A 21,636-nucleotide genomic window follows, 5' to 3' on the forward strand; every position below is an offset into this window, starting at 1 on the left:
AGAATTCTTCACCGCTTCCGCACGCGATATCTCTTCGTGCCCAAATGAAAAGTATTGACGCCGACCCGTCGGCTGCGGTACATACCCGCACGTCAACGCGGGTACCGCTGGGGTCACAGGACTCCGGCGGCAAGCCGTTTGCCGAGCGAAAGGACCGATATCCATGGCGCAGCGCGTGGTGGTCACCCTCTCCGACGACATCGACGGCGGCGAGGCCGCGGAAACGGTTTCGTTCGGCCTCGACGGTAAGGCGTACGAGATCGACCTCTCCGCCGCCAATGCGGACAAGTTGCGCAATGCGCTGACGCCTTACCTGGAGGCCGGCCGCCGCCGCAGTCGCTCCGGCAAGACCTACCAGCGCACCTCCGTCGCGCCCGACCCCGCGGCGGTCCGCGCCTGGGCCCGGTCCAACGGCATGGAGGTCCCGCCGCGCGGGCGCATCCCCAAGCGGGTCTACGAGGCGTTCGACGAGGCGAGCTGAGGCCGCGCCACGAACGCGGCACGAACGCGGCACGAACGCGGCACGAACGCGGCAAGCACCGGACGGCCCCGGCGGCCAGCCGCCCCCGCGATGGGGCGAGTTGGGCCGCCGGGGCCCCGGGCGGGGCGCTGGGGAGGGCCGATTGGACAGCGGCCCCGGGTGATCCGCTAGAGTCTGGAGCACGCCAGGGGGCGAGGCCGGAAGGTCGAGCCACCGACAGTGCGGGTGTAGCTCAGTAGCAGAGCGCCCCTTTTCCAAAGGGGAGGCGCAGTGTGCAATTCCTGTCACCCGCTCCGACTGCCTCTCACCATCGGGTAGAGTGGGCAGCGCGCCGGGCGGTGAGAGCCGCTCGGAGGCGAATGCGGACGTAGCTCAGTTGGTAGAGCGCAACCTTGCCAAGGTTGAGGTCGCGAGTTCGAGCCTCGTCGTCCGCTCAAGGGAACGGCCCCGGTCCTTCGGACCGGGGCCGTTTGCGTAGGAGGCCGCCCGCCCCTGGCGGGCGACCCGCCGGGTGGCAGCTGATGCGGTCCGGGGACGTTCTGGTCCTGCGGGCGTTCCGGCCCGGCAGGCGTTCCGGCCCGGCGGACGTTCCGGCCCGGCGGACGATTCGATCCGGCGGGCGTTCCGGCCCGGCGGACGTTCTGGCCTGGCGGACGTTCTGGCCCGGCGGACGATTCGATCCGGGGACGTTTACGTTCTGACGGGCGCTTGATCGGATGACGTTTGGCTGGCCTTCGTCGGGGCTGTGAAGGGCGGGCGGCTGGGCGTATACCGGGGCGCGAGAGCAGCGCAGCAAGCAGGACGGCGGTTGCTTGCGGTCGTTCGCGACCTCCGAGGGGTCAACTCCCCCTACGAAGCGGCCTGTTGGGGGGTTACGGGTTCGGGTGGGCGGTGGCGGAGTGTCACGTCTGCGCCGCTGCGCGGCTTGGGGGCAGGAGGGGAGGGCCAGGCGCTGTGCGCCGTGCTGAAGGCCGTGCGCTGCGCCCCGGCACGTCCTCCGCGGAATCGCTTGTCACCCCGTTGCCGATGACAAGGTTTTTCGGCACGCCTGGTTGACGGAAACCCTTGTCACCGGCAAGGGGGTGACAACTAATCCGCAGACCCATCACCCGCGACCCGGCCCGGCCCCGAGTCGGGCGCGCAGCGCACGGCCGTCAAGCGGAGCGCGCAGCGCAGGAGCCCTCCCCTCCTGACCCTCAAGCCGCGCAGCGGCGCAGACGCGACACTCCGCAACACCACCCCGACCGCCCAGCACACGTCCACCACAGCGAGGCGCGCAGCGCCGGGCCCTCCGCCGCCGCGTCCACCGCCCGGCCGGTTTCACCCCCGATGACAAATGTCATCCGCATCGATGACACACCGCACCCCCCGCAGCCCCAAGCCGGCGGGACGCTGGACACATGGACGACGTGATCGAGGTCTCGGGGCTGCGGCGGCGGTACGGGGCCGGCGGGGGCGGCGGGCACGAGGCGGTGCGGGGGGTTTCCTTCGGCGTTCGGCGCGGGGAGGTGTTCGCGTTGCTGGGGACCAACGGGGCGGGCAAGACCTCCACCGCGGAAGTGCTGGAGGGGCTCGCGCCTCCCACCGCGGGGCGGGTGCGGGTGCTGGGCCACGATCCGTACCGCGAACGCGCCGCCGTACGGCCGCGGATCGGCGTGATGCTCCAGGAGGGCGGCTTCCCGGCGGAGTTGACCGTCGCCGAGACCGCCGCGATGTGGGCGGGGTGCGTGAGCCGGGCGCGGCCGTCAGGGAGGCACTGGAACTGTTCGGGTTGAGGGGGCGGGGCGCGGCGCGGGCGCACTGCCCGGACGTCGCCGTGCTCGACCTGGAGATGCCGGGCGGCGACGGTGTGACGATCGCCACTTCCCTGCGGGCCGAACTGCCCGGCTGCCGGGTCATGATCGTCACCGGTCACGGGCGCCCCGGGCACCTCAAGCGGGCGCTGGCCGCCGGGGTGCGGGCGTTCGTCCCCAAGACGGTCTCCGCCCAGCGGCTCGCCGAGATCATCCGCACCGTGCACGCCGGAGGCCGTTACGTGGACCCGGAGTTGGCGGCCGACGCGATCAGCGCCGGGGAGTCGCCGCTGACCGCGCGGGAGGCGCAGGTGCTGCGGCTGGCCGCCGACGGCGCGCCGGTCGCGGAGATCGCCGAGCGGGCCGCGCTGTCGCCCGGAACGGTCCGCAACTACCTGTCGTCGGCCGCCGCGAAGCTCGGCGCCGGCAACCGTCACGCGGCCGCGCGCATCGCACGCCGCAGAGGTTGGCTATGATGGTCCCGCAACACCGCCTGCGGACGTAGCTCAGTTGGTAGAGCGCAACCTTGCCAAGGTTGAGGTCGCGAGTTCGAGCCTCGTCGTCCGCTCTGGGAACGCAAGGCCCGGTCGGCTCCCGCCGCCGGGCCTTCGTCGTACGCGCGCCCGCCGACGGCCTCGGCGCACAAGATCAACCCGTTGACATGGGCCTGACGCCGGTCTACGTTCCGCAGATGCTGAGTACGGTACGGGAGCAAGCGCGCGGCCTGACCAAGGACCAGCGCAACGCGTTCCTCGCCGCCTATCTGGGCTGGACGATGGACGCCTTCGACTACTTCCTCGTGGTCCTCGTCTACAGCGAGATCGCCGACGACTTCCACGTGTCGCTGACAACGATGGCGTACCTGACGACGGCGACCCTCGTGATGCGCCCGGTCGGCGCGTTCGTCTTCGGCCTGTGGGCGGACAAGCGCGGGCGGCGCGTGCCGCTCATGGTCGACGTGGTGTTCTACTCCGTGGTCGGCTTCGCCTGCGCCTTCGCGCCCGACTACGCGGTCCTGCTGGTGCTGCGGCTGCTGTACGGGATCGGCATGGGCGGCGAGTGGGGGCTCGGCGCGGCGCTGGCGATGGAGAAGATCCCGCCCGCCAAGCGCGGCTTCTGGTCCGGCATGCTGCAAGGCGGTTACTCCTTCGGCTACTTGCTGGCCGCCGTCGCCTTCCTGTTCATCGAGCCGTCCTTCGGCTGGCGGGGGCTGTTCGCGTTCAGCCTGGTGCCGGCGCTGGTCGCGCTGTGGGTGCGGAGCAAGGTGGGCGAGTCCGAGGTGTGGCAGCGCAGCGCCCGGCTGACCACGACGCGGCCCGGCGAGGTCTTCCGCGACCCGGTCATCCTGCGGCGGTTCGTCTACCTGGTGCTGCTGATGACCGCGTTCAACCTGATGTCGCACGGCACCCAGGACATCTACCCGACCTTCGTCAAGAAGGGCCTGGGCATGTCCGCGGACACCTCGATCGTGATCGCCATCGTCTACAACGTCGGCGCGATGATCGGCGGCCCGCTGCTCGGCGCGTACTCCGAGCGCCTGGGCCGCCGCCGTACCGTGATGATCGCGGCGGCGGCCGGGGTGCTGGTCGTGCCGCTCTTCGCGCTGTCGACGACGGCCGGGTGGCTGGCGTTCAGCTCGTTCCTGATGCAGCTGTGCGTGCAGGGCGCGTGGGGTGTGATCCCGGCGCACCTGAGCGAGCTGAGCCCGGACGCCATCCGCGGCTTCTACCCCGGCGTGACCTACCAACTCGGCAACCTGATCGCCGCGTTGAACCTCCCGATCCAGGAGGCGCTGGCCACGCACTACAGCTACCCGACCGCGCTGATGCTCACCGTCTTCCCCACCCTCGCCCTGGTCATCGTGCTCAGCGCGATCGGCAAGGAGGCGCGGGGCATCGCCTTCGGCACGGCGGCGACCCGCGATCGGGCACCGGAGACCACGACGGGGTGACGCCCACGGCCGCGTGGGGCGTCACGTCCAGGGCGTGCCGGTGAGCCGCTCGTACGCCTCGACGTAGCGGGCGCGGGTCTGCTCGACGACCTCGTCCGGCAGGGGCGGCGGGGGAACGTCCGCCTCGCGGTCCCAGCCGGAGGCGTCCGAGGTGAGCCAGTCGCGGACGAACTGCTTGTCGAACGAGAGCTGCGGGCGGCCCGGCTCCCAGGAGTCGGCGGGCCAGAAGCGCGAGGAGTCGGGGGTGAGGACCTCGTCGCCGAGGACCAGGCGGCCGTCCGCGTCGCGCCCGAACTCGAACTTGGTGTCGGCCAGGATGATGCCGCGTTCGCGGGCGATGTCGCGGGCCCTGCCGTACACCGCGAGGGTCTGCTGGCGCAGCTCGGCCGCGGTCTCGGCGCCGACCCGGCGGGCGACCTCCTCGTAGCTGACGTTCTCGTCGTGCTCGCCGACCTCGGCCTTGGTGGCCGGGGTGAAGATCGGCGCGGGCAGCTCGGAGCCGTCCACCAGGCCCTCGGGCAGCGCGAGCCCGCAGACCGTGCGGTGGGCGTCGTACTCGGCGAGGCCTGAGCCGGTCAGGTAGCCGCGGGCGACGCACTCGACGGGGACCATCGCCAGGTCGAGGCAGACGGTGGTGCGGCCCTCCCAGTCGGCGGGGGCGCCGTCGGGGACCTCGGTGGAGATGACGTGGTGCGGGACGATGTCGGCGAGCTGCTCGAACCACCACAGCGACAGCCGGGTCAGCACCCGTCCCTTGTCCGGGATCGCCGTGGGCAGCACCCAGTCGTACGCCGACATCCGGTCGCTGGCGACCATGACCAGGCGGCCGTGCGCGTCCCGGTAGAGGTCGCGCACCTTGCCGGTGTGCAGATGCACCAGGCCCGGCACCTGTACGGGCTCGGGCTTCTCGACGAATCCGGACACGCTTCCTCCATGTGTGTTGCTCCCAACTGCCTCGATTCTCCGTCAACGGGTGGGCACCGGCGGCGGGCGGGGTGGCATACGGGTCAGTCGCGCTTGCAGATGCGGTCCAGCAGGTTCGCGGTGGCGCGCTGGACACGGGGGTCGACGTGGCCGGGGCGGTCGAGCGCCGGGGACCAGGCGAAGGTGCCGGAGGCGAAGACGTAGGCACCGCTGGGGGCGCGGTAGAGCGAGGTCTCCTGGTGGACCCGGTGTCCCGAGGTGTCCTCGTACGGGGAGTGCGCGAGCAGGATGCGGTCGGTGTAGCGGGGCAGCGGGGTGCGCGGGAAGTAGCGGTCGGCCTCACCGGCGACCAGCCCGGGCAGTTCGTCGCCCTCGCCGGTGCCCGCGGCCTGCCACAGCCAGTGCTCGGCGTTGCGCACCACCAGCGGGGACGGCTCGGGCACCCGGCCCGCGTACTGCACGCCCATCAGCAGCTGCTCGGGGTCGCCGGCGTCCCGCCACAGGGCCGTGCGGCCGCGGGCGTCGCTGCGGCGCTTGCGGCAGGTCAGCAGGTGGTCGGGCTCGCCGGTCGGCGCGGCGGACAGCTCGACCTGCCAGTACATGGTGTTGGCGGACAGGAAGACCAGCGAGGTCCCCCCGTCCCGGGCGCGCTGCGCGGCCTGGCGCATCGGCACCGACCAGTACTCGTCGTGTCCGGGGAAGACCAGCCCCCGGTAGGCGCCGGGGTCGACGCGTCCGGCGTGCAGGTCGCGGGTGTCGGCGTAGGCCAGGTCGTAGCCGTAGCGCTCGGCCCAGCGGATGAAGTCGTAGGCGTGCCCCACGTGCAGCGGCAGGCCCGCGCCCGCGTAGGGGCGGTCGAAGGAGACGGTGACCGCGGCCTCCTCCTCCCCCAGCAGCCGCCCGCGTTCGTCCCAGGCGTGGTAGAGGCTCGCGCCGGTGCGGCCGTCCTCGGGGTAGAGGTTGTACGCCTGCCAGGTGACGTCGGGCAGCAGGAGCAGCAGGTCCGCGGGTTGCGCGCTGCGCACGGTGAACGGGACGTGGCTGCGGTAGCCGTCCGCGGTGGTCAGCACGGCCACGTAGGCGCCGCTGTTCCAGTACGACGGGATCTGCAGCCGCCACGACAGCCACCAGTGGTGGCACGAGACGGTGCGCCCGGCGGCGAGCGGGGGCGGCTGGACGATGCCGGACAGTCTGGGGCTGGTGGTGATGTGGGCGGCGCCGTCCCCGCCGTAGTGCCCGATGCGGTAGACGTCGACGCTGAACTGCTGGGGCGGGTTGACGGTGACGTGGAAGTCGACCGAATCGCCGGGGACGACCGAGCCGGACGAGGTGAAGCCCTTGATCTGCAGACCCACGTCGTCGGCGGTGCGGGGCCCGGAGTGGTGGCGGCGCCCGGCGCGCTGGACCGGCAGCCCGCGCGCGTCGCGGACGACGGGCACGCCTCGCGCGCCGTGTGCTCCCGATGCGCCCTGCACACCACTTGCGGCGGGCACCGGGGAGTCGTCGATGGCGGCCAGGTCCACGTACCAGGGCAGCAGTTGCCCGCTGTCGTCGAGGTAGTGCTCCCGGCCGCGCAGCCAGGGAAGGGGGCCCTGCCCGAAGGGGTCGGTCACGGCATGCGCCAGCGCCCCTGAATCCCAGCGCCGGATCTGCTCCGTCTCCACGAATGTCCCCTCCTCCACGGAAGCTCCACACAACTGGCTGTACGCTCCCAGCACATCACACAACGCGCCGTGTCCGTCACCCTTCGTGGCTAATTATCGGAACACATTGGCGATCGAAGGGTGGTTTCCGGTCACTCGTCCGAGGCGACGCGAATCGTCTGACAACAGGATGAAACGACCGCGCGGGCCTGTCGTGCGGCAGGACGCGGTACGGCGTCAGGCCAGCCGGACGGGCTTCTCCAGCCGGACGCCGACCTCGCCGAGCCAGGCCCGCAACGGCCCCGCGTCGCCGTGCTCCACCAGCCGCAGCACCGGGTGTGACAGATCGGACCTGCGGGCACCGGCCACCATCAGCGTCGGCCCGTCCAGCCAGTCCATCCCGGGCAGCGCGCCCGCGGTGTCCACGGCGGCGCAGCAGATCATCGCGGTGACGTGGTCGGTGAGCAGCTCGCGGCCGGTGCGCGGCGGCAGCAGCCGCCAGACCGGGGTGAACGGCTCGCCGTCCGGGCCCGCGCCCGCCTCCCACTGCGGCGCGCCGTCCGGCACGTGCGCCGCGTCCGCCAGCTCGCGTATGCGCTCCTCGCGCTGCTGGTGGGCGCTGATGCGGGCCGCCAGCTCGTCGCTGCCGCCCTGCGCCAGCCGGTCCAGCACCCTGGCCAGCGTCGCCTTGCCGGGGCCCGGCCCGTCCCCCACCGGCCGATCCACCGCGAGCGAGGCCGCGAGGCCGGCCGGGCCGGGGAGCCCGCCGGGGCCGGCCGGGTCGGCGGACGCGGAACCGGGCGGCGACAGCTCGTCCAGGACGCGGTGCAGCCGGGCTGCGTCGGTGCGCCATATGCGGTCCACCACTTCTTCCGGGTAGGCCTCCCAGCCCACCGGCGACCAGTCGTGGCCGGTGGCGGCCGGGCCGCCGTGGAAGAGCCGGGCGGCCAGCAGCGAGGCCGCCTCGTCCACGGAACCGGGCTCTTCCAGCAGGTCACAGGCGGGGCGCTCGCCGAGCCTGGTCTCGAACCCCTCCGCCAGCCGGTCCCGCCGGGACAGCTCGGTCAGCGCCGCGACCACACCCGCGTCCAGCCGGGACGGCCAGCGGCCCATCCGCCAGGCGGGCAGCGCGACCCTGGTCAGCAGCCGGTCCCAGCCCGCGTACGCGAGGCCGACCTGCTCCTGGGCGACGATCCGCAGGCCGTAGTCGACGGCCTGCGCGGTCTCCGACGCGAAGGCGGCGACCGCGCGCTCCATCTCGGCGACGTGCCCGCGGCAGCGCCGCAGCAGCAACCGGGCGGTCCAGCCCGCGAAGGCGGCGGCCGGACCGCGCAGCGCCGCGGCCACGTGTCCCAGCGGGCCCGGCCGCCGGGGGCGGTCGGCGGCGCAGACCGCCACGGCCGCGTCCAGGCCGCGCACGAACCGGCGAGCCGCGGCTATGTCCGGGTCGGCGGCCGGGCCGGTGCCCGCCACGACGGGGGCGAGCAGGGCGCGCAGCTCGGCGACCCGCATCCACCACATGAACGGCGAGCCGATCACCAGCACCGGCGCGGGCGCCGACCGCCGGGCGGCCTCACCCTCCTGCCGGCCGCGGGCGCGATCGCCCTCCTGCCGGTCCCGGGCACGACCTCGCTCCTCAGGCGCGGCAGGGCCGCGTCCGGCGAGGGCCGAGCGATGGCTGCGGTCCTCCAGCCAGCTGTCGCAGTCGGGCGTCAGGGCTATCGAGGAGGGAACGGGCACGCCGAGCCGTCCGGCCAGGTCGCGCACCATGCGGTACAGCTCGGGGGCGGACTCCTCGGCCACCGGGACGGTGGGACTGACGGCGGGGGCCGACCGGGCGATCACGGCCGCCACACCGGCCGCCGCGGCCAGCGCGACCACCGCCAGCACGACGAACGCCCAGCTCACCGCGGCCCATCCGGCGCCGGAGACCCGCCCGCCGGCGGCCGCCACCAGCAGCACCACCGCGACCGCCGCGGGCAGCAGGGCGGCCGCCAGCGCGGCGCCCCGAATGCGGAGCACCGCGAGGGCGCGGGCACGCGCCGCGTCTTCACCGGACACCGAGCTGTTCACCCCCAAAGCGCAGACAGCTGAGTCGTCAGCGGACGCCGACTGGCGTTGCTTCATTCCCCCACTGTGGCACCGCCCACTGACATCGCAATGCCGGTGCGGCCAGTTGCCTTAAGCCCCGCGGTGAGGGCCGGGCAAGCGTCGCGGTGGTGGCCGGTCCGCTTGCCGGGCACCCTAGTTGGGCCCCGTGCCGCCGTCAGCCGGAAAGCCAAGACCTCACTCGATGGAATGGCTTTGGGGAGAGGAGGGCAACCGTGTGCGTTCGGGCCACGGCCGCGAAGTCCGCGTGCCGGGAACCTCGCGGCGCCCGCGCCGGGAACCCACGGTGCCCGGCCGACCCGTCGCGCGACCGGCGCCCGGGCCCGCGCACGACGCCGGTTCAGCCCTCCGCGGCGGCGCGTGCGATGTCCGTACGGTGGTGCGAGCCATCGAGACGGAGGCGGGCCACTCCGGCGTAGGCGCGCTCGCGAGCTTTGGCCAAATCCGATCCCGTCGCGGTGACGGAGAGTACCCGTCCGCCCGCGCTCACTACGCGCCCGTCGTCGTCCCGCCTCGTACCCGCGTGGAGTACCCAGGTACGCGAATCGTCGGAGGCGAACTCGTCAAGTCCCTCGATCACGTCACCCGTGCGGGGCGTGCCGGGGTAGTTGTGCGAGGCGATCACCACCGTGACGGCTGCGTCGGGGGACCAGCGCAGCGGGGGCTCGTCGGCGAGGCGGCCGGTGGCGGCGTTGTGCAGCACCCCCGCCAGCGGCGTCTTGAGGCGGGCCAGCACCACCTGGGTCTCCGGGTCGCCGAAGCGCGCGTTGAACTCGATCACCCGCACGCCGCGCGAGGTGATCGCGAGACCGGCGTACAGCAGGCCGGAGAACGGCGTGCCGCGACGGCGCAGTTCGTCGACGGTGGGCTGGAGCACGGTCTCCAAAACCTCGTCGACCAGCTTGGGATCGGCCCACGGCAGCGGCGAGTAGGCGCCCATGCCACCGGTGTTGGGGCCCTCGTCGGCGTCGTAGGCGCGCTTGAAGTCCTGCGCGGGCTGGAGCGGCAGCACCGTGTCGCCGTCCGTGATCGCGAACAGCGAGACCTCGGGGCCGTCGAGGAACTCCTCGATGACGACCCGGCCGCAGGCGAGCGCGTGCTCGCGGGCGGCGTCGAGGTCCTCGGTCACCAGGACGCCCTTGCCCGCGGCGAGGCCGTCGTCCTTGACCACGTACGGCGGGCCGAAGGCGGCCAGCGCGGTGTCGATCTCCTGCGGGCTCGCGCAGACGTAGGAGCGGGCGGTCGGCACGCCGGCGGCGGCCATCACGTCCTTGGCGAAGGCCTTGGAACCCTCCAGCCGGGCGGCCTCCTTCGACGGCCCGAAGCAGGCGATCCCCCGCTCGCGCACCGCGTCGGCGACCCCCGCCACGAGGGGGGCCTCGGGGCCGACGACGACGAGGTCGGCCTCGAGCCGGGCGGCGAGGTCCGCGACGGCGGCGCCGTCGAGCGCGTCCACCGGGTGGGACTGCGCGATCGGCTCGGTGCCTGCGTTGCCGGGGGCGCAGTGCAGCGCGGTGACGTGGGGGTCGAGGGACAGAGCGCGGCACAGGGCGTGTTCGCGGGCGCCGCTGCCGATTACCAGTACCTTCACGGGGGCCAGCCTACGGGCAGCGCGCCGCCCGGCCGCGCGCGGGCGCCGGTCCGTACCGCCCTCGGCGCCGCCGCCCCACGGCGCGCCGCACCCCTGCCGCCGCGCCCCCTTCTGTCCGCCCTCCTGTCCGCCCCCGCGTCCCGCGCCCCCTGCCCCCGCGTCCCCCTCCCCCTTGCCGCCGCGTCCCGCTTTCCCGCCCCGGCGTGGTCGCTCCTTCGGGTGATGCGGGGAGCCGGTCGCGGGCCTCGTGACGTCGTACGTTGCGGGCGGGCGGGGCGCTCGGCAGGACCGGGCGTCAGCCGTTCGGCGGTAGATCGACGGTAAGAAGAGGGATTCGTGTCCGTGGTGCGGGCGGTGACGGGGCCGCGCCGGCGGGAAGGCCGAGAGGGAGTTCGCGGGTGAGCCAACCGGACAAGCACCCCGAGGGAGCCCCCCGGGAACCGGGCCCGGACGGCGGCCCCGGCCTCGGCCACGGCACGGGCCACGGGACGGGCGACGGCGCGGCGCCCGACGGCGGAACGGGTCCCGGGACGCAAGCGGGCGCGGGCCCCGCGGTGAGGCCGGGCTCCGGGCCGGGACCCGGGTCCGGCGCGTGGCCGGGTGCGGGGCCGGGCGCCCTGTTCGGACGCGGTCTGACGCGCGGTCCCGGGGACCTGCGCGGCGCGCCGTTCCCGGTGGGCGACTGGGGCGATCCGGCGGCCCGGCTGGAGGAGCTGTACCGCTGGGCGGAGACCGGCGCCCTGCACACCGTCGACTGGTACCTCGCCGACCGGGTGTGGAAGCGCGCCGGAGCGCGCGCGGCGCGGGTGACGACGATCGTGGGCGCCGGCGCCACCGTGGTTCTGCCGCTGCTCCAGCTCGCCGGTGTAACCCGCGACGTGACCGCCTGGGGCTACCTCGGGCTGCTGGCGGCGGCCGTGAGCGCGGGGCTCGACCGCTGGTTCGGGCTGACCTCGGGCTGGATGCGGGACGTGGCGACCGCGCAGGCGGTGCAACGGCGGCTGGAGGCGCTGCGGTTCGACTGGGCCTCGGAGAGCGTACGGGAGGTGCTGGGGCCCGCCGAGGGCACCGCGAGCGAGGCGGCCGAGCGCTCCCTCGGGTTGCTGCGGCGGTTCTGCGAGGACGTCTCGGAACTCGTGCGGGGCGAGACGGCGGACTGGATGGTGGAGTTCCGCGCCGGAGCCGCTCCCTTGCACACGCAGTCCCTGGCCGGCTGGGGGCAGCGCGAGGCCGTCCGGCACCCCAGCCGTCTGCCGCCGCTGCCGGGCGGCCGCCCGAGCATGCCCCGCCAACGGCCGCCGGAGGGCCCGGGACGACCGTGAGCTGGCTCTCTCCACGGTGAACGCTCCACGGTGAACGGTGCACGCCGCGGGTGCCCACCTCGGCCCGAACGAGAGGGCCCCGCCTCGGCCGAGTCAGGTGCGCGCCTCAGCTGAAGACGATCATCGAGCTCTGCGCCAGGCTGCGGGTGGCCGCCGCGTGCAGGCCCAGCCACACGTGCCGCTCCCGCGCGAAGGGCCCGTCGTCGAACGGCACGGCGGCGGGCTCGTCCAGCCCGGTGGGGCGCTCCGGCGGCACCGGGGGCGCCGGGGGGTTCGCCGGGTCGATGCCGATCGACGGGGCGACCGCCTCCAGTTCGCGCAGCAGCCCGTGGCTGGAGCCCAGCGGCCCACCGCCCGCGAGCAGTTCGTCGTTGGCGACCGGGGCGGCGAAGTCCAGCGGCACGTAGGCGCCCGCGTGGTCGTAGTGCCAGACCAGGTGCGACTGCTGGGCGGCGGTCTCGAACATCTCCAGCAACTGCTCGTAGTCGCCGCCGAGTTCACCGACCGGGGTGACCTCAAGGCCGCACAGGCCGAGCATGTGGGCGCGGCGCAGGAAGTGCAGCGCCTCGTAGTCGAAGCCGGCGACGGGCGCGACGTCGCCGGAGAGCCCGGGCATGTAGCCGTGCACCGGAACCGGGGGCAGCCCCGCCTCGCCGAGCGCCTTGTCGTACGCCGCGATCTCCTCGGCGAACGGGTTGTCAGGACTGTGGCACAACACGTCCACCAGGGGAACCAGCCACAGGTCACAGGCCACGAGCGCTCCATCCGGTCGGTCCGGCGGCCTAGCGTAGCGTCGCGGTTCGCGCCGCGTCAGGCGGAACGGACACCAGGGATCACGGGGGACGCGTACCCGGGATCAGCGGAGATCAGGCGTCACGGCGCTGGGCTGCCGGGCCGGGACCCGAGCGCTCCACGAGGCCGTCCACGACGGTCAGCGAGTGCTCGTTGTAGGCGGCCATGATGCGCCGCGCGGCGCCGTGGTCGCCGTCGCGCACCGCGTCGGCCAGTTCCTCGTGACCGGTCCAGCACACGCCCGCCAGGTCCGGCACCCCGCGCAGGTAGGGGACGGCGAAGACCCAGGACTGCCCGCGCAGCCGGTCGAGGAACTCGCTGACGTGCACGTTCCCTGCGAGCATGCCCAGCTCCCGCCAGAACCTGAGGTCGCAGCCGACCAGCACGTCCAGCGTGCCGGCCCGGGCGGCGCCCGCGGCGGCCTGCGCCCGTCTGCGCACCGACTCCAGCGCCTCGGCGCGGCGGCACCAGGAGTCCGGGTCCTCGGCCATCGTGCGCAGCAGGCCGTCGGTGACCAGCGTCCTGGCCCGCACCAGGTCGCGGTAGTCGTCGTGGGTGAACCGCCGTACCTGGAAGCCGCGGTGGTGCTCGACGTCCAGCAGACCCTGCGCCGCGAGGTCGACCAGCGCCTCGCGCACCGGCGTCGCGGAGACCCCGTACAGGTCGGCGATCTCCTTGACGGTGAAGTGGCGTCCCGCGCCGAGGCGTCCGGTCAGCACCTCCTCGCGCAGGGCTTCGGCGATCTGCTGCCGCAAGCTGCTGCGCCGCAGCGGCCCGCTGCCGGGCATGCCGTCGTCTCCTCGGATAGGCGGTCGCGGGGGCGTTTCCCCGCCGCCGGACAACATACGGCACCCGGCCGCCGGTGAGCGGGCGCGCGCTCCGGGGCGCACGCCCGCTCACCGGCCTCGGACCGGTTCTGGGCGGTCGGTCGCGGTCGTCGGTCACGCGGCCGGTCGGTGGCCGTCGTGGCCGTCGTGACCGCCGCGGTCGCCGGCTACGCGGTCGTCGCCTCGTCGGCGACGGTCAGGGCCGCGTCCAGCGCCGCCAGGCCCTCCTTGACCTCCGCCTCCGTCACCGTGCACGGCGGCACGACGTGGGTGCGGTTCATGTTGACGAACGGCCACAGCCCGCGTTCCTTGCAGGCCGCCGCGAAGCGGGCCATCGGCGCGTTGTCGGCGCCGGAGGCGTTGTAGGGCACCAGCGGCTCCCGGGTCTCCTTGTCCTTGACCAGGTCGAGTGCCCAGAAGACGCCCATGCCGCGCACCTCGCCGACGCTCGGGTGGCGTTCTGCCAGGTCGCGCAGGGCGGGGCCGATGACGTTCTCGCCGATGGCGGCGGCGTTCTCCACGATGCGCTCCTCGCGCATGGCGTTGATCGTCGCGACGGCGGAGGCGCAGGCCAGCGGGTGGCCGGAGTAGGTGAGGCCGCCGGGGTAGGGACGCTTGGCGAAGGTGGCCGCGATCTTCTCGGAGATGGCGACGCCGCCCAGCGGCACGTAGCCGGAGTTGACGCCCTTGGCGAAGGTCATCAGGTCGGGGGTGACGCCCCAGTGGTCGGCGGCGAACCACTTGCCGGTGCGCCCGAACCCGGCCATGACCTCGTCGAGGATGAAGACGATGCCGTGGCGGTCGCACAGTTCGCGCACGCCCGCGAGGTAGCCGGCCGGCGGGACGAGGATGCCGGCGGTACCGACGACGGTCTCCAGGATGATCGCGGCGACGGACTGCGGTCCCTCGAAGGCGATCAGTTCCTCCAGGTGCGCCAGCGCGCGCTCGCACTCCTGCTCCTCGCTGTCCGCGTGGAACGGCGACCGGTACAGGAACGGGCCCCAGAAGTGCACGACGCCCGCCGACGCGGTGTCCGAGGGCCAGCGGCGCGGGTCACCGGTGAGGTTGATCGCGGTGGAGGTGGCGCCGTGGTACGAGCGGTACGCGGACAGCACCTTGGGGCGGCCGGTGTGCAGCCGGGCCATGCGCACCGCGTTCTCCACGGCCTCGGCGCCGCCGTTGGTGAAGAAGATCTTGTCCAGGTCGCCGGGGGTCAGCTCGGCGACCAGCCGGGCGGCCTCGGAGCGCACGTCGATGGCGAAGGCCGGCGCGAAGGTGGCCAGCCGGCCGGCCTGCTCCTGGATCGCGGCGACGACCTTGGGGTGCTGGTGGCCGATGTTGGTGTTGACCAGCTGGGAGGAGAAGTCCAGGTAGCGGTTGCCCTCGTAGTCCCAGAAGTACGAGCCTTCGGCACCGGCGACCGCGAGCGGATCGATCAGCTCCTGCGCCGACCAGGAGTGGAAGACGTGGGCGCGGTCAGCGGCCTTGACCGCCGCACCGGTGGCCGGATCTACGTGAGGGGTGGTCATGCCGACCAGCGTAAGGACACCGGCCCTGCCGGGGGAACGGTCACCTTGTATGGCCCGCGCCTCCTCCACCGACATGTTGTCAGCGCCGCGAGCCCCCGAGCTGCCCGCGGGCGGGGGCGGCGGCCAGGGTCCGGGGCGGACCGGAACGGCCGCCCGCGCGGGCGGGAACGTCCTCCCGCGCGCTCGCCAAGAGCGCGCGGGAGGAATCGTCCCCGCACGGGCGGACCCCGGCCTTCCGCTCCTTACAGGAACGAGTTGATCTCGATCGTCTCGTCGCGGCCCGGGCCGACGCCGATGGCCGAGATGGGGGCTCCGGACATCTCCTCCAGCGCCTTCACGTACGCCTTCGCGTTCTTCGGGAGGTCGTCGAAGGACTTGGCCTTCGTGATGTCCTCCGTCCAGCTGGGGAGGGTCTCGTAGATCGGCTTGGCGTGGTGGAAGTCGGTCTGGCTGTACGGGAGTTCCTCGACGCGCTCGCCGTCGATCTCGTACGCGACGCACACCGGGATGTTCTCCCAGCCGGTCAGGACGTCCAGCTTGGTGAGGAAGAAGTCGGTCAGGCCGTTGACGCGGGTCGCGTAACGGGCGATGACCGCGTCGAACCAGCCGCAGCGCCGGTCGCGGCCGGTGGTCACGCCGCGCTCGCCGCCGATCCGCCGCAGCGCCTCGCCGTCGTCGTCGAACAGCTCGGTCGGGAACGGGCCCGCGCCGACGCGCGTGGTGTACGCCTTGAGGATGCCGATGGTGCGGGTGATCCGGGTCGGGCCGATGCCGGAACCGGTGCAGGCGCCGCCCGCGGTCGGGTTGGAGGAGGTCACGAACGGGTACGTGCCGTGGTCCACGTCCAGCAGCGTGCCCTGGCCGCCCTCCAGCAGGACGACCTTCTCCTCGTCCAGCGCCCTGTTGAGCACCAGCGTGGTGTCCGCGACGAAGTCCTTGATCTGCTCCGCGTAGCCGAGGTACTCCTCGACGACCTGGTCGGCGGTGATCGCCCGGCGGTTGAAGATCTTGACCAGGATCTGGTTCTTGTCGTCGAGCGCGGCCTCGATCTTCTGGCGCAGGATCGACTCGTCGAACAGGTCCTGGACCCGCACGCCCACCCGGTTGATCTTGTCCGCGTAGGCCGGGCCGATGCCGCGGCCCGTGGTGCCGATGCGGCGCTTGCCGAGGAAGCGTTCCGTCACCTTGTCGATGGTCTGGTGGTACGGCGTGATCAGATGGGCGTTACCACTGATCAGCAACTTGGAGGTGTCCACGCCACGAGCCTGGAGCCCGCTCAGCTCGGAGAGCAGGACCGCCGGGTCGACGACGACTCCGTTGCCGATCACCGGGGTGCATCCCGGCGAGAGGATCCCGGAGGGGAGCAGGTGGAGCGCGTACTTCTGGTCGCCCACCACGACCGTGTGGCCGGCGTTGTTGCCGCCCTGGTAGCGCACCACGTAGTCGACGGAACCACCGAGCAGGTCGGTGGCCTTCCCCTTGCCCTCGTCACCCCACTGAGCACCGAGCAGCACAAGTGCGGGCACAGGCGTACACCCCTTCCGGGCGGGGCATGTCCAACGTGCGTAAGAGCCGTCGAACCGGTGCCCCGGAATAGACGAAGCCCCTGGCGCAAAGGCGCAAGGGGCTCTTGCACCGAGATTTTACCTGAGGAAGGACCAAGGTGTCGGCTCAAGCCTCGGCCGGGCAGTCTCCGCCAGCGCCACACGGGTGCCCCCTGCTCGTGGTCATCGACCCGGTGGCCCGCACGATGGACGGCGAATCGGTACGGATCGCGAAGGACGTCCTGCGCGCCGGGGCGCCTTCGCTGAAGTTCTGTTTCCCCGACTCCACCGGCGAACTGGCGAAAATCATCGAGCACCGGGGCCGCCGCAGGCCCGTGGTGATCGGTGACGACACCGCACTGCTGCGCACCGTACGGCTGCTGCACCGGGAGGGCGCGCTGGCCGAGGCGGCGCTGTCGCTGGTCCCGGTCGGCCAGCGGGCGGCGCTGTCGCTGGCCAGGTCACTGGGCGTGCCGCTGTCCGCGGTCGCGGCGGCCCGGGCGGCGCTGGACGGCGCGGAGCGCACCTTCGACGCCCTGGTGGACGACAGCGGCGGCATCGTGGTGGGAGCGTTGCGCATCCCGGGCGTGTCCGGGGCGCCGGCCGTCGCGCCGCCGGAGCACTCCGGGTGGCTGGAGCGCGGCGCCCGCACGCTGGTGCGGGCCCTGACCGCGCCGCTGCCGGGGGTGTCGGGCGGCGGGCACCGGCTGCGGGTGGAGGCGGACGGCGTGGTGCTGGCCGACCTGGACCGGCCGGTGCGCGAGGTGTCGGTGCGCTCGCCCGCGGGCGGGATGGCCGAGGTCGTGGTGCGCGGCACGGACCCGGCCTTCGACGACGAGGGACCGCTGCCGGTGCGGGCGCAGGCGGTCACGGTCTCCGGCCGCGACTTCCGCTACCGCGCCGACGAGGCGGCGGGCGGCCCGGTGCGCAGGCGGACCTGGACGGTGCGGGAGAACGCGTGGCGCCTGACCCTGCCGACGACCGCCGCCGGATAGCCCCCCGGGCCGGATGGCCTCCGGGCCGGCACCACGGTCGGCGGCCTCGTGGGGCCGGGCCCGCGCGCGACCCCCTCAGAGCTCGACCAGCAGCTCCCGCAGGCCCCTGATGACGTACCCCGGCTTCCACTCCGGCTCGCCCGCGAGCCTCAGGCCCGGCGCGCGGCGCAGCAACTCGCCGAAGGACGCCGCCAGTTCCACCCGGGCCAGCGGCGCGCCCAGGCAGTAGTGGATGCCCGCGCCGAACGTCACGTGCGGGTTGTCGGCCCGGGTGAGGTCCAGCGTGTCCGGGTCGGCGAACCGCGCCGGATCGCGGTTGGCGGAGCCGAAGAGCAGCGCGACCTCACTGCCGCGCGGCACGAGGGTCCCGCCGATCTCGATGTCGTCCAGCACCCAGCGTTCGAACATCTGCAACGGGGTGTCGTACCGCAGCAGTTCCTCTATCGCGGTCGGCAGCAGCGCGTGGTCCGCGCGCAGCGCCGCCAGCTGTTCCGGGTGGCGCAGCAGGGTCCACCAGCCGTTGGCCGTGGTGTTGACGGTGGCCTCGTGCCCGGCGTTGAGCAGCAGCACGCAGGTGGACACCATCTCCTGCTCCGACAGTGTCTCCCCTTCGTCGTACGCGGCGATCAGCGCGCTGATCAGATCCTGACCGGGGTCAAGGCGGCGGGCGGCGATCAACTCGCGCAGGTACGCGGAGAACTCGGCGCTCGCGGTGACCGCGGCCCGCGCGGTCGCCTCGTCCGGGTTCAGCTCGAACATCCCGCAGATCGCCGCCGACCAGGGCCGCAGCAGGTGCCGGTCGGGCTCGGGCACGCCCAGCATCTCGGCGATCACCGCGACCGGCAGCGGCTCGGCGACCCGGGCCAGCAGGTCGCCGCCGCCGTCCGCCACGAGTCCGTCCACCAACTCACGCGCCAGCCGCTCCACCACGGGACCCAGCTCGCGCACCGTGCGCGGGGTGAACGCCTTGGAGACCAGCCGCCGGATGCGGGTGTGGTCGGGCGCCTCCAGGTCCAGCAGCCCGTTGCCGTTGAGCACGTGGAACGGCTCGTGGGCGGCGGGCGGCGCCTCGCGGCCGAACTCCTCGTGGGTGAAGCGGTGCAGGTACGTCCGGCCGAGCCTCCGGTCCCGCAGCAGCGCGGCGACGTCCTCGTGGTGCGGGACCAGCCACTGGCGGCTGGGCTCGTAGTACAGCGCCCGGCCGCGTTCGCGCAGCCGGGCGTAGACCGGGTAGGGGTCGGCGACGAACGCCGGTGACCACGGGTCGAAGCCCGCGTCCGCGACGCCCTCGTCAGCGCGTGTGGCCATCTGCGTGCCCTCCTTGCGTCAGCTCCGCCAGCGCCGCCAGCAGTTGCGGGTACGACGCCGAGCCCGGCGTCAGCGGGCCGAAGTGCTCCGCGCCCGGCAGTTCCCGCAGCACGCCACCGCGCGCGGCGGCGTAGCGGCGCGAGACCTCCACCGGCACGTCCGTGTCCTCGGTGCCGTGCAGGATCACCACCGGCGCGGGCGGCGGCGGCAGCAGCGCCGGGTCGAAGGGGGCCGGATCGCCGTCGGGGCCGATCAGCTCGTCCACGGCGCCGTCGCTCAGCCGCGTTTGCCGCGCGTACGTGAGGTCGGCGAGGGGGGCCACCGCGAGGACCCCGGTGGTCCGCGCCGGATCGCGCCGGGCCGCCCACAGCGCGAGGTGGCCGCCTGCCGAGTGCCCCAGCAGGATCTGCGGCGCGCCGTCCCAGGCGGTCCGCACGACCTCCGCGACGTCGTCGAAGGTCCCGGGCACACCGCCGCCCCCGCCGACCCTGCGGTACTCCGCCAGCGCGACCGCGTACCCGCGCCCGGCCAGGTCGGTGGCGGCCGGCGTCAGGTACGAGCGGTCGTAGCGCTCGCGCCAGTAGCCGCCATGGAGCACGGTCAGCCGCCGCCCGGCGCCACCCGCGGGGCCGTAGTAGTCGATGACCTGCGAGGGGTGCGGTCCGTAGCGCAGCGAGCGCCGCGGCGCGACCGGTTCCGTCGCGAACGGCGGCGCGCTCTCGGTCATCGCACGACCTCCCCCAGCACCCGTGCCGCCCGCAGCACGTCCGCGTACCGCGTGTACAGCGGCGTGAAGCCGAAGCGCAGTATGTCGGGGCGGCGGTGGTCGCCGACCACGCCGCGCCGGATCAGCTCGGTCATCACCGCGCCCGCCCGCGGGTGCCGCAGCGATATCTGGCTGCCGCGCTCCGCGTGCGCCGCGGGCGTGACCGGCTCGACCTGCCCTGCGGGCACCAGCGCGGCCACGCAGTCGAGGAAGAAGTCGGTCAGGGCCAGGCTCTTGTCCCGCACCTGTTCGACCGCCACGCCGTCCCAGACGTCGAGCGCGGCGTCCAGCGCCATCATCGACAGGATGTCCGGGGTGCCGACCCGGCCGCGTGTCGCGCCGTCGGCGGGCGTGTAGCCGGCGGCCATGCCGAACGGGTCGGCGTGCGAGGTCCAGCCGGGCAGCGGCGAGTCGAAGCGCGGTTGCAGGTCGCGCCGCACGTACAGGTACGCGGGCGAGCCCGGGCCGCCGTTGAGGAACTTGTAGGTGCAGCCCACCGCGAGGTCGACGCCGTGCGCGTCCAGCCCGACGGGCAGGGCGCCCGCGCTGTGGCACAGGTCCCACACCGCGACGGCGCCCGCCGCGTGCGCGGCGGCGGTGGTGCCGGGCAGGTCGTGCAGCCTGCCGGTGCGGTAGTCGACGTGGTTGACCAGCGCGACCGCGGTGCGCGGGCCGACCGCGTCCGCCATCGCGGGGGCCGCGACGGGGCGCACGGTGTGGCCGGTGAGGCGGGCGGCGGCGGTCGCGATGTAGCCGTCGGTGGGGAAGGTCGCCTCGTCCACCAGGATCTCGTCGCGCTCGGGACCCGCGAGGCGGGCGGCGGCGACGACGGCTTTGAAGACGTTGACGCTGGTGGAGTCGCCGACCACGACCTGGCCGGGCGCGGCGCCGATCAGCGCCCCGACCCGGTCGCCGATCCGTTCTGGCGCCTGCCACCAGCCGCTCTGGTCCCAGGAGCGGATGCGCAGCGAGCCCCACTCGCGCTCGATGACGTCCAGCAGCCGGGGGCCGACGCCGGACGGCAGCGCGCCCAGGGAGTTGCCGTCCAGGTAGGTGACCTCGTCCAGGGTGAAGCGCTCGCGGACCTTCGCCAGCGGGTCGCGGGCGTCGAGATCCGCGGCGCGGGCGGTGAGGGCCGCTTGGTCGCCGCGAGCCGCCGCCGGCTCAGGAGTGGCCGCGGGCTCAGGAGTGGCTGCGGGCTCAGACATGGCTGCGCGCCGTCCACAGCTCGGGGAAGACGTTCTTCGAGGCGCGCTTCTCCAGCCACGCCACGCCCGCGGAGCCCCCGGTGCCGGTCTTGGCCCCCATCGCGCGCCGGGTCGCCACCAGGTGGTCGTTGCGCCAGCGCCAGACCAGCTCGGCGACCTCGGTCAGCACCTCGCCGAGCCGCACCAGGTCGCTGTCCTGGTCGCCGGTGTAGATCTCCTGCCAGGCGCGCTCGACCTCGGGGTCGTGCTCGTGGCGGGTGGTGAGGTCGGCGGGCACGGAGATCCGGTAACCGCGGCGGGCGAGGAAGCGCAGCACCTCGTCGTACAGGCTCGGCTGGTGCAGCGCCTTCTCCAGTTCGGCGTGCACGCGCGGCGCGCCCCGGTGCGGGACCAGCATCGACGCGGACTTCTCGCCCAGCAGGAACTCCAGCCTGCGGTACATCGCCGACTGGAAGCCCGAGCCCTCGCCGAGCGCGGCGCGGTAGGAGTTGAACTGGGCCGGGGTCAGGTGCGCCAGCGGCTGCCAGGAGGCGTTGAGCGACTGGAGTTCGTACACGCTGCGCCGCAGTGCGGCCATGGCGGTGGGCAGGTCGTCGGCGGCGAGCGCGGCCGACGCGGTCTCCCACTCGTGGACGAGCACGGTGAACCACAACTCCATGACCTGCGTGGTCACCAGGAAGACCATCTCGCCGGGGTCGTCGGAGAGCGGGTGCTGCAGATGGGTGAGGACGTCGGCCTTCACGTAGTCCTCGTACGGCGTGGTGCCCTGGAAGTCCAGGTTCGGGTCCACGGCTGCGCCCTGCGGGCCCTCCGGGCCGGTGGCGTCGGGCAAGGGACGATGGGACATCGCTGT

Annotated in this window: 18 protein-coding genes and 3 tRNA genes; 9 read left to right on the forward strand and 12 right to left on the reverse strand. The window is 73.6% G+C overall.

The window, feature by feature from the left end:
• Window positions 1-163: 163 nt before the first annotated feature.
• The 7 genes from CK485_RS09065 to CK485_RS09095 all read left to right on the forward strand — a co-directional run bounded on the left by CK485_RS09065 (window position 164) and on the right by CK485_RS09095 (window position 4,225).
• Window positions 164-481: an Lsr2 family protein gene (locus CK485_RS09065; RefSeq protein WP_109448866.1), complete on the forward strand. Its 318-nt coding sequence runs from the start codon at window positions 164-166 to the stop codon at window positions 479-481.
• Between the two features lie 221 nt (window positions 482-702).
• Window positions 703-774: transfer RNA gene (locus CK485_RS09070), tRNA-Gly, on the forward strand.
• Window positions 775-842: 68 nt separating this feature from the next.
• Window positions 843-915 (forward strand) — tRNA-Gly (locus tag CK485_RS09075).
• Window positions 916-1,881: 966 nt separating this feature from the next.
• Window positions 1,882-2,256 (forward strand): ATP-binding cassette domain-containing protein, encoded by a 375-nt coding sequence (locus CK485_RS09080; protein ID WP_241968243.1) that lies wholly within the window; start codon window positions 1,882-1,884, stop codon window positions 2,254-2,256.
• A complete protein-coding gene (locus CK485_RS09085; RefSeq protein WP_241968244.1) occupies window positions 2,205-2,750 on the forward strand; it encodes a response regulator transcription factor in 546 nt (181 codons plus the stop codon). The genes CK485_RS09080 and CK485_RS09085 overlap by 52 nt, the downstream gene beginning before the upstream one ends.
• A 19-nt stretch (window positions 2,751-2,769) precedes the next feature.
• Window positions 2,770-2,842 (forward strand) — tRNA-Gly (locus CK485_RS09090).
• A gap of 123 nt (window positions 2,843-2,965) precedes the next feature.
• Window positions 2,966-4,225 (forward strand): MFS transporter, encoded by a 1,260-nt coding sequence (locus CK485_RS09095; RefSeq protein ID WP_109452667.1) that lies wholly within the window; start codon window positions 2,966-2,968, stop codon window positions 4,223-4,225.
• A 21-nt stretch (window positions 4,226-4,246) separates the two neighbouring features.
• Here CK485_RS09095 and CK485_RS09100 read toward each other — a convergent pair whose 3' ends face one another.
• The 4 genes from CK485_RS09100 to purD all read right to left on the reverse strand — a co-directional run bounded on the left by CK485_RS09100 (window position 4,247) and on the right by purD (window position 10,492).
• The gene (locus CK485_RS09100; RefSeq protein ID WP_109448870.1) at window positions 4,247-5,149 is read right to left on the reverse strand and encodes a phosphoribosylaminoimidazolesuccinocarboxamide synthase; all 903 of its coding nucleotides are present in this window, start codon (window positions 5,147-5,149) and stop codon (window positions 4,247-4,249) included.
• Window positions 5,150-5,232: 83 nt separating this feature from the next.
• Entirely contained in the window at window positions 5,233-6,813 is a 1,581-nt protein-coding gene (locus CK485_RS09105; RefSeq protein WP_109448872.1) for a N,N-dimethylformamidase beta subunit family domain-containing protein, read from the reverse strand.
• A gap of 216 nt (window positions 6,814-7,029) precedes the next feature.
• On the reverse strand, window positions 7,030-8,919 hold the full coding sequence (locus CK485_RS09110) for a hypothetical protein (RefSeq protein ID WP_241968245.1): 1,890 nt from the start codon (window positions 8,917-8,919) through the stop codon (window positions 7,030-7,032).
• Between the two features lie 322 nt (window positions 8,920-9,241).
• Window positions 9,242-10,492 carry a phosphoribosylamine--glycine ligase gene (gene purD, locus CK485_RS09115; protein ID WP_109448876.1) on the reverse strand — a complete coding sequence of 417 codons (1,251 nt, stop codon included), beginning with the start codon at window positions 10,490-10,492 and terminating at the stop codon, window positions 9,242-9,244.
• A gap of 617 nt (window positions 10,493-11,109) precedes the next feature.
• Here purD and CK485_RS09120 point away from each other — a divergent pair.
• Entirely contained in the window at window positions 11,110-11,814 is a 705-nt protein-coding gene (locus CK485_RS09120; protein WP_241968426.1) for an SLATT domain-containing protein, read from the forward strand.
• Window positions 11,815-11,920: 106 nt separating this feature from the next.
• Here the strand turns inward: CK485_RS09120 and CK485_RS09125 are convergent, their stop codons facing one another.
• The 4 genes from CK485_RS09125 to CK485_RS09140 all read right to left on the reverse strand — a co-directional run bounded on the left by CK485_RS09125 (window position 11,921) and on the right by CK485_RS09140 (window position 16,488).
• Window positions 11,921-12,568 (reverse strand): hypothetical protein, encoded by a 648-nt coding sequence (locus tag CK485_RS09125; protein WP_109448880.1) that lies wholly within the window; start codon window positions 12,566-12,568, stop codon window positions 11,921-11,923.
• Window positions 12,569-12,680: 112 nt separating this feature from the next.
• Window positions 12,681-13,394, reverse strand: coding sequence for a GntR family transcriptional regulator (locus CK485_RS09130; protein WP_109448882.1), 714 nt, complete (start codon window positions 13,392-13,394; stop codon window positions 12,681-12,683).
• Between the two features lie 206 nt (window positions 13,395-13,600).
• Window positions 13,601-14,962 carry an aspartate aminotransferase family protein gene (locus CK485_RS09135; protein ID WP_109448884.1) on the reverse strand — a complete coding sequence of 454 codons (1,362 nt, stop codon included), beginning with the start codon at window positions 14,960-14,962 and terminating at the stop codon, window positions 13,601-13,603.
• 242 nt (window positions 14,963-15,204) lie between these two features.
• The gene (locus CK485_RS09140; RefSeq protein ID WP_109448886.1) at window positions 15,205-16,488 is read right to left on the reverse strand and encodes an adenylosuccinate synthase; all 1,284 of its coding nucleotides are present in this window, start codon (window positions 16,486-16,488) and stop codon (window positions 15,205-15,207) included.
• A gap of 224 nt (window positions 16,489-16,712) precedes the next feature.
• On the opposite strand from CK485_RS09140, the gene CK485_RS09145 reads away from it, so the two are divergent.
• Complete coding sequence (locus tag CK485_RS09145; protein WP_241968427.1) at window positions 16,713-17,501, forward strand: diacylglycerol kinase; 789 nt, start codon at window positions 16,713-16,715, stop codon at window positions 17,499-17,501.
• A gap of 75 nt (window positions 17,502-17,576) precedes the next feature.
• Here the strand turns inward: CK485_RS09145 and CK485_RS09150 are convergent, their stop codons facing one another.
• Genes CK485_RS09150 through CK485_RS09165 form a run of 4 tightly spaced genes read right to left on the reverse strand, consistent with a single transcriptional unit; the run spans window position 17,577 to window position 21,630 of the window.
• On the reverse strand, window positions 17,577-18,809 hold the full coding sequence (locus tag CK485_RS09150) for a cytochrome P450 (protein ID WP_109448890.1): 1,233 nt from the start codon (window positions 18,807-18,809) through the stop codon (window positions 17,577-17,579).
• The gene (locus CK485_RS09155; RefSeq protein WP_109448892.1) at window positions 18,793-19,536 is read right to left on the reverse strand and encodes an alpha/beta hydrolase; all 744 of its coding nucleotides are present in this window, start codon (window positions 19,534-19,536) and stop codon (window positions 18,793-18,795) included. Before CK485_RS09155 ends, CK485_RS09150 begins: the two co-directional genes overlap by 17 nt.
• Window positions 19,533-20,783 carry a kynureninase gene (gene kynU / locus CK485_RS09160; protein WP_109448894.1) on the reverse strand — a complete coding sequence of 417 codons (1,251 nt, stop codon included), beginning with the start codon at window positions 20,781-20,783 and terminating at the stop codon, window positions 19,533-19,535. Before kynU ends, CK485_RS09155 begins: the two co-directional genes overlap by 4 nt.
• Window positions 20,776-21,630 carry a tryptophan 2,3-dioxygenase family protein gene (locus CK485_RS09165; RefSeq protein ID WP_109448896.1) on the reverse strand — a complete coding sequence of 285 codons (855 nt, stop codon included), beginning with the start codon at window positions 21,628-21,630 and terminating at the stop codon, window positions 20,776-20,778. Before CK485_RS09165 ends, kynU begins: the two co-directional genes overlap by 8 nt.
• Window positions 21,631-21,636 lie beyond the last annotated feature (6 nt).

It is taken from the genome of Streptomyces sp. ICBB 8177, from assembly GCF_003144095.1.
Classification (GTDB): Bacteria; Actinomycetota; Actinomycetes; order Streptomycetales; family Streptomycetaceae; genus Streptantibioticus_D.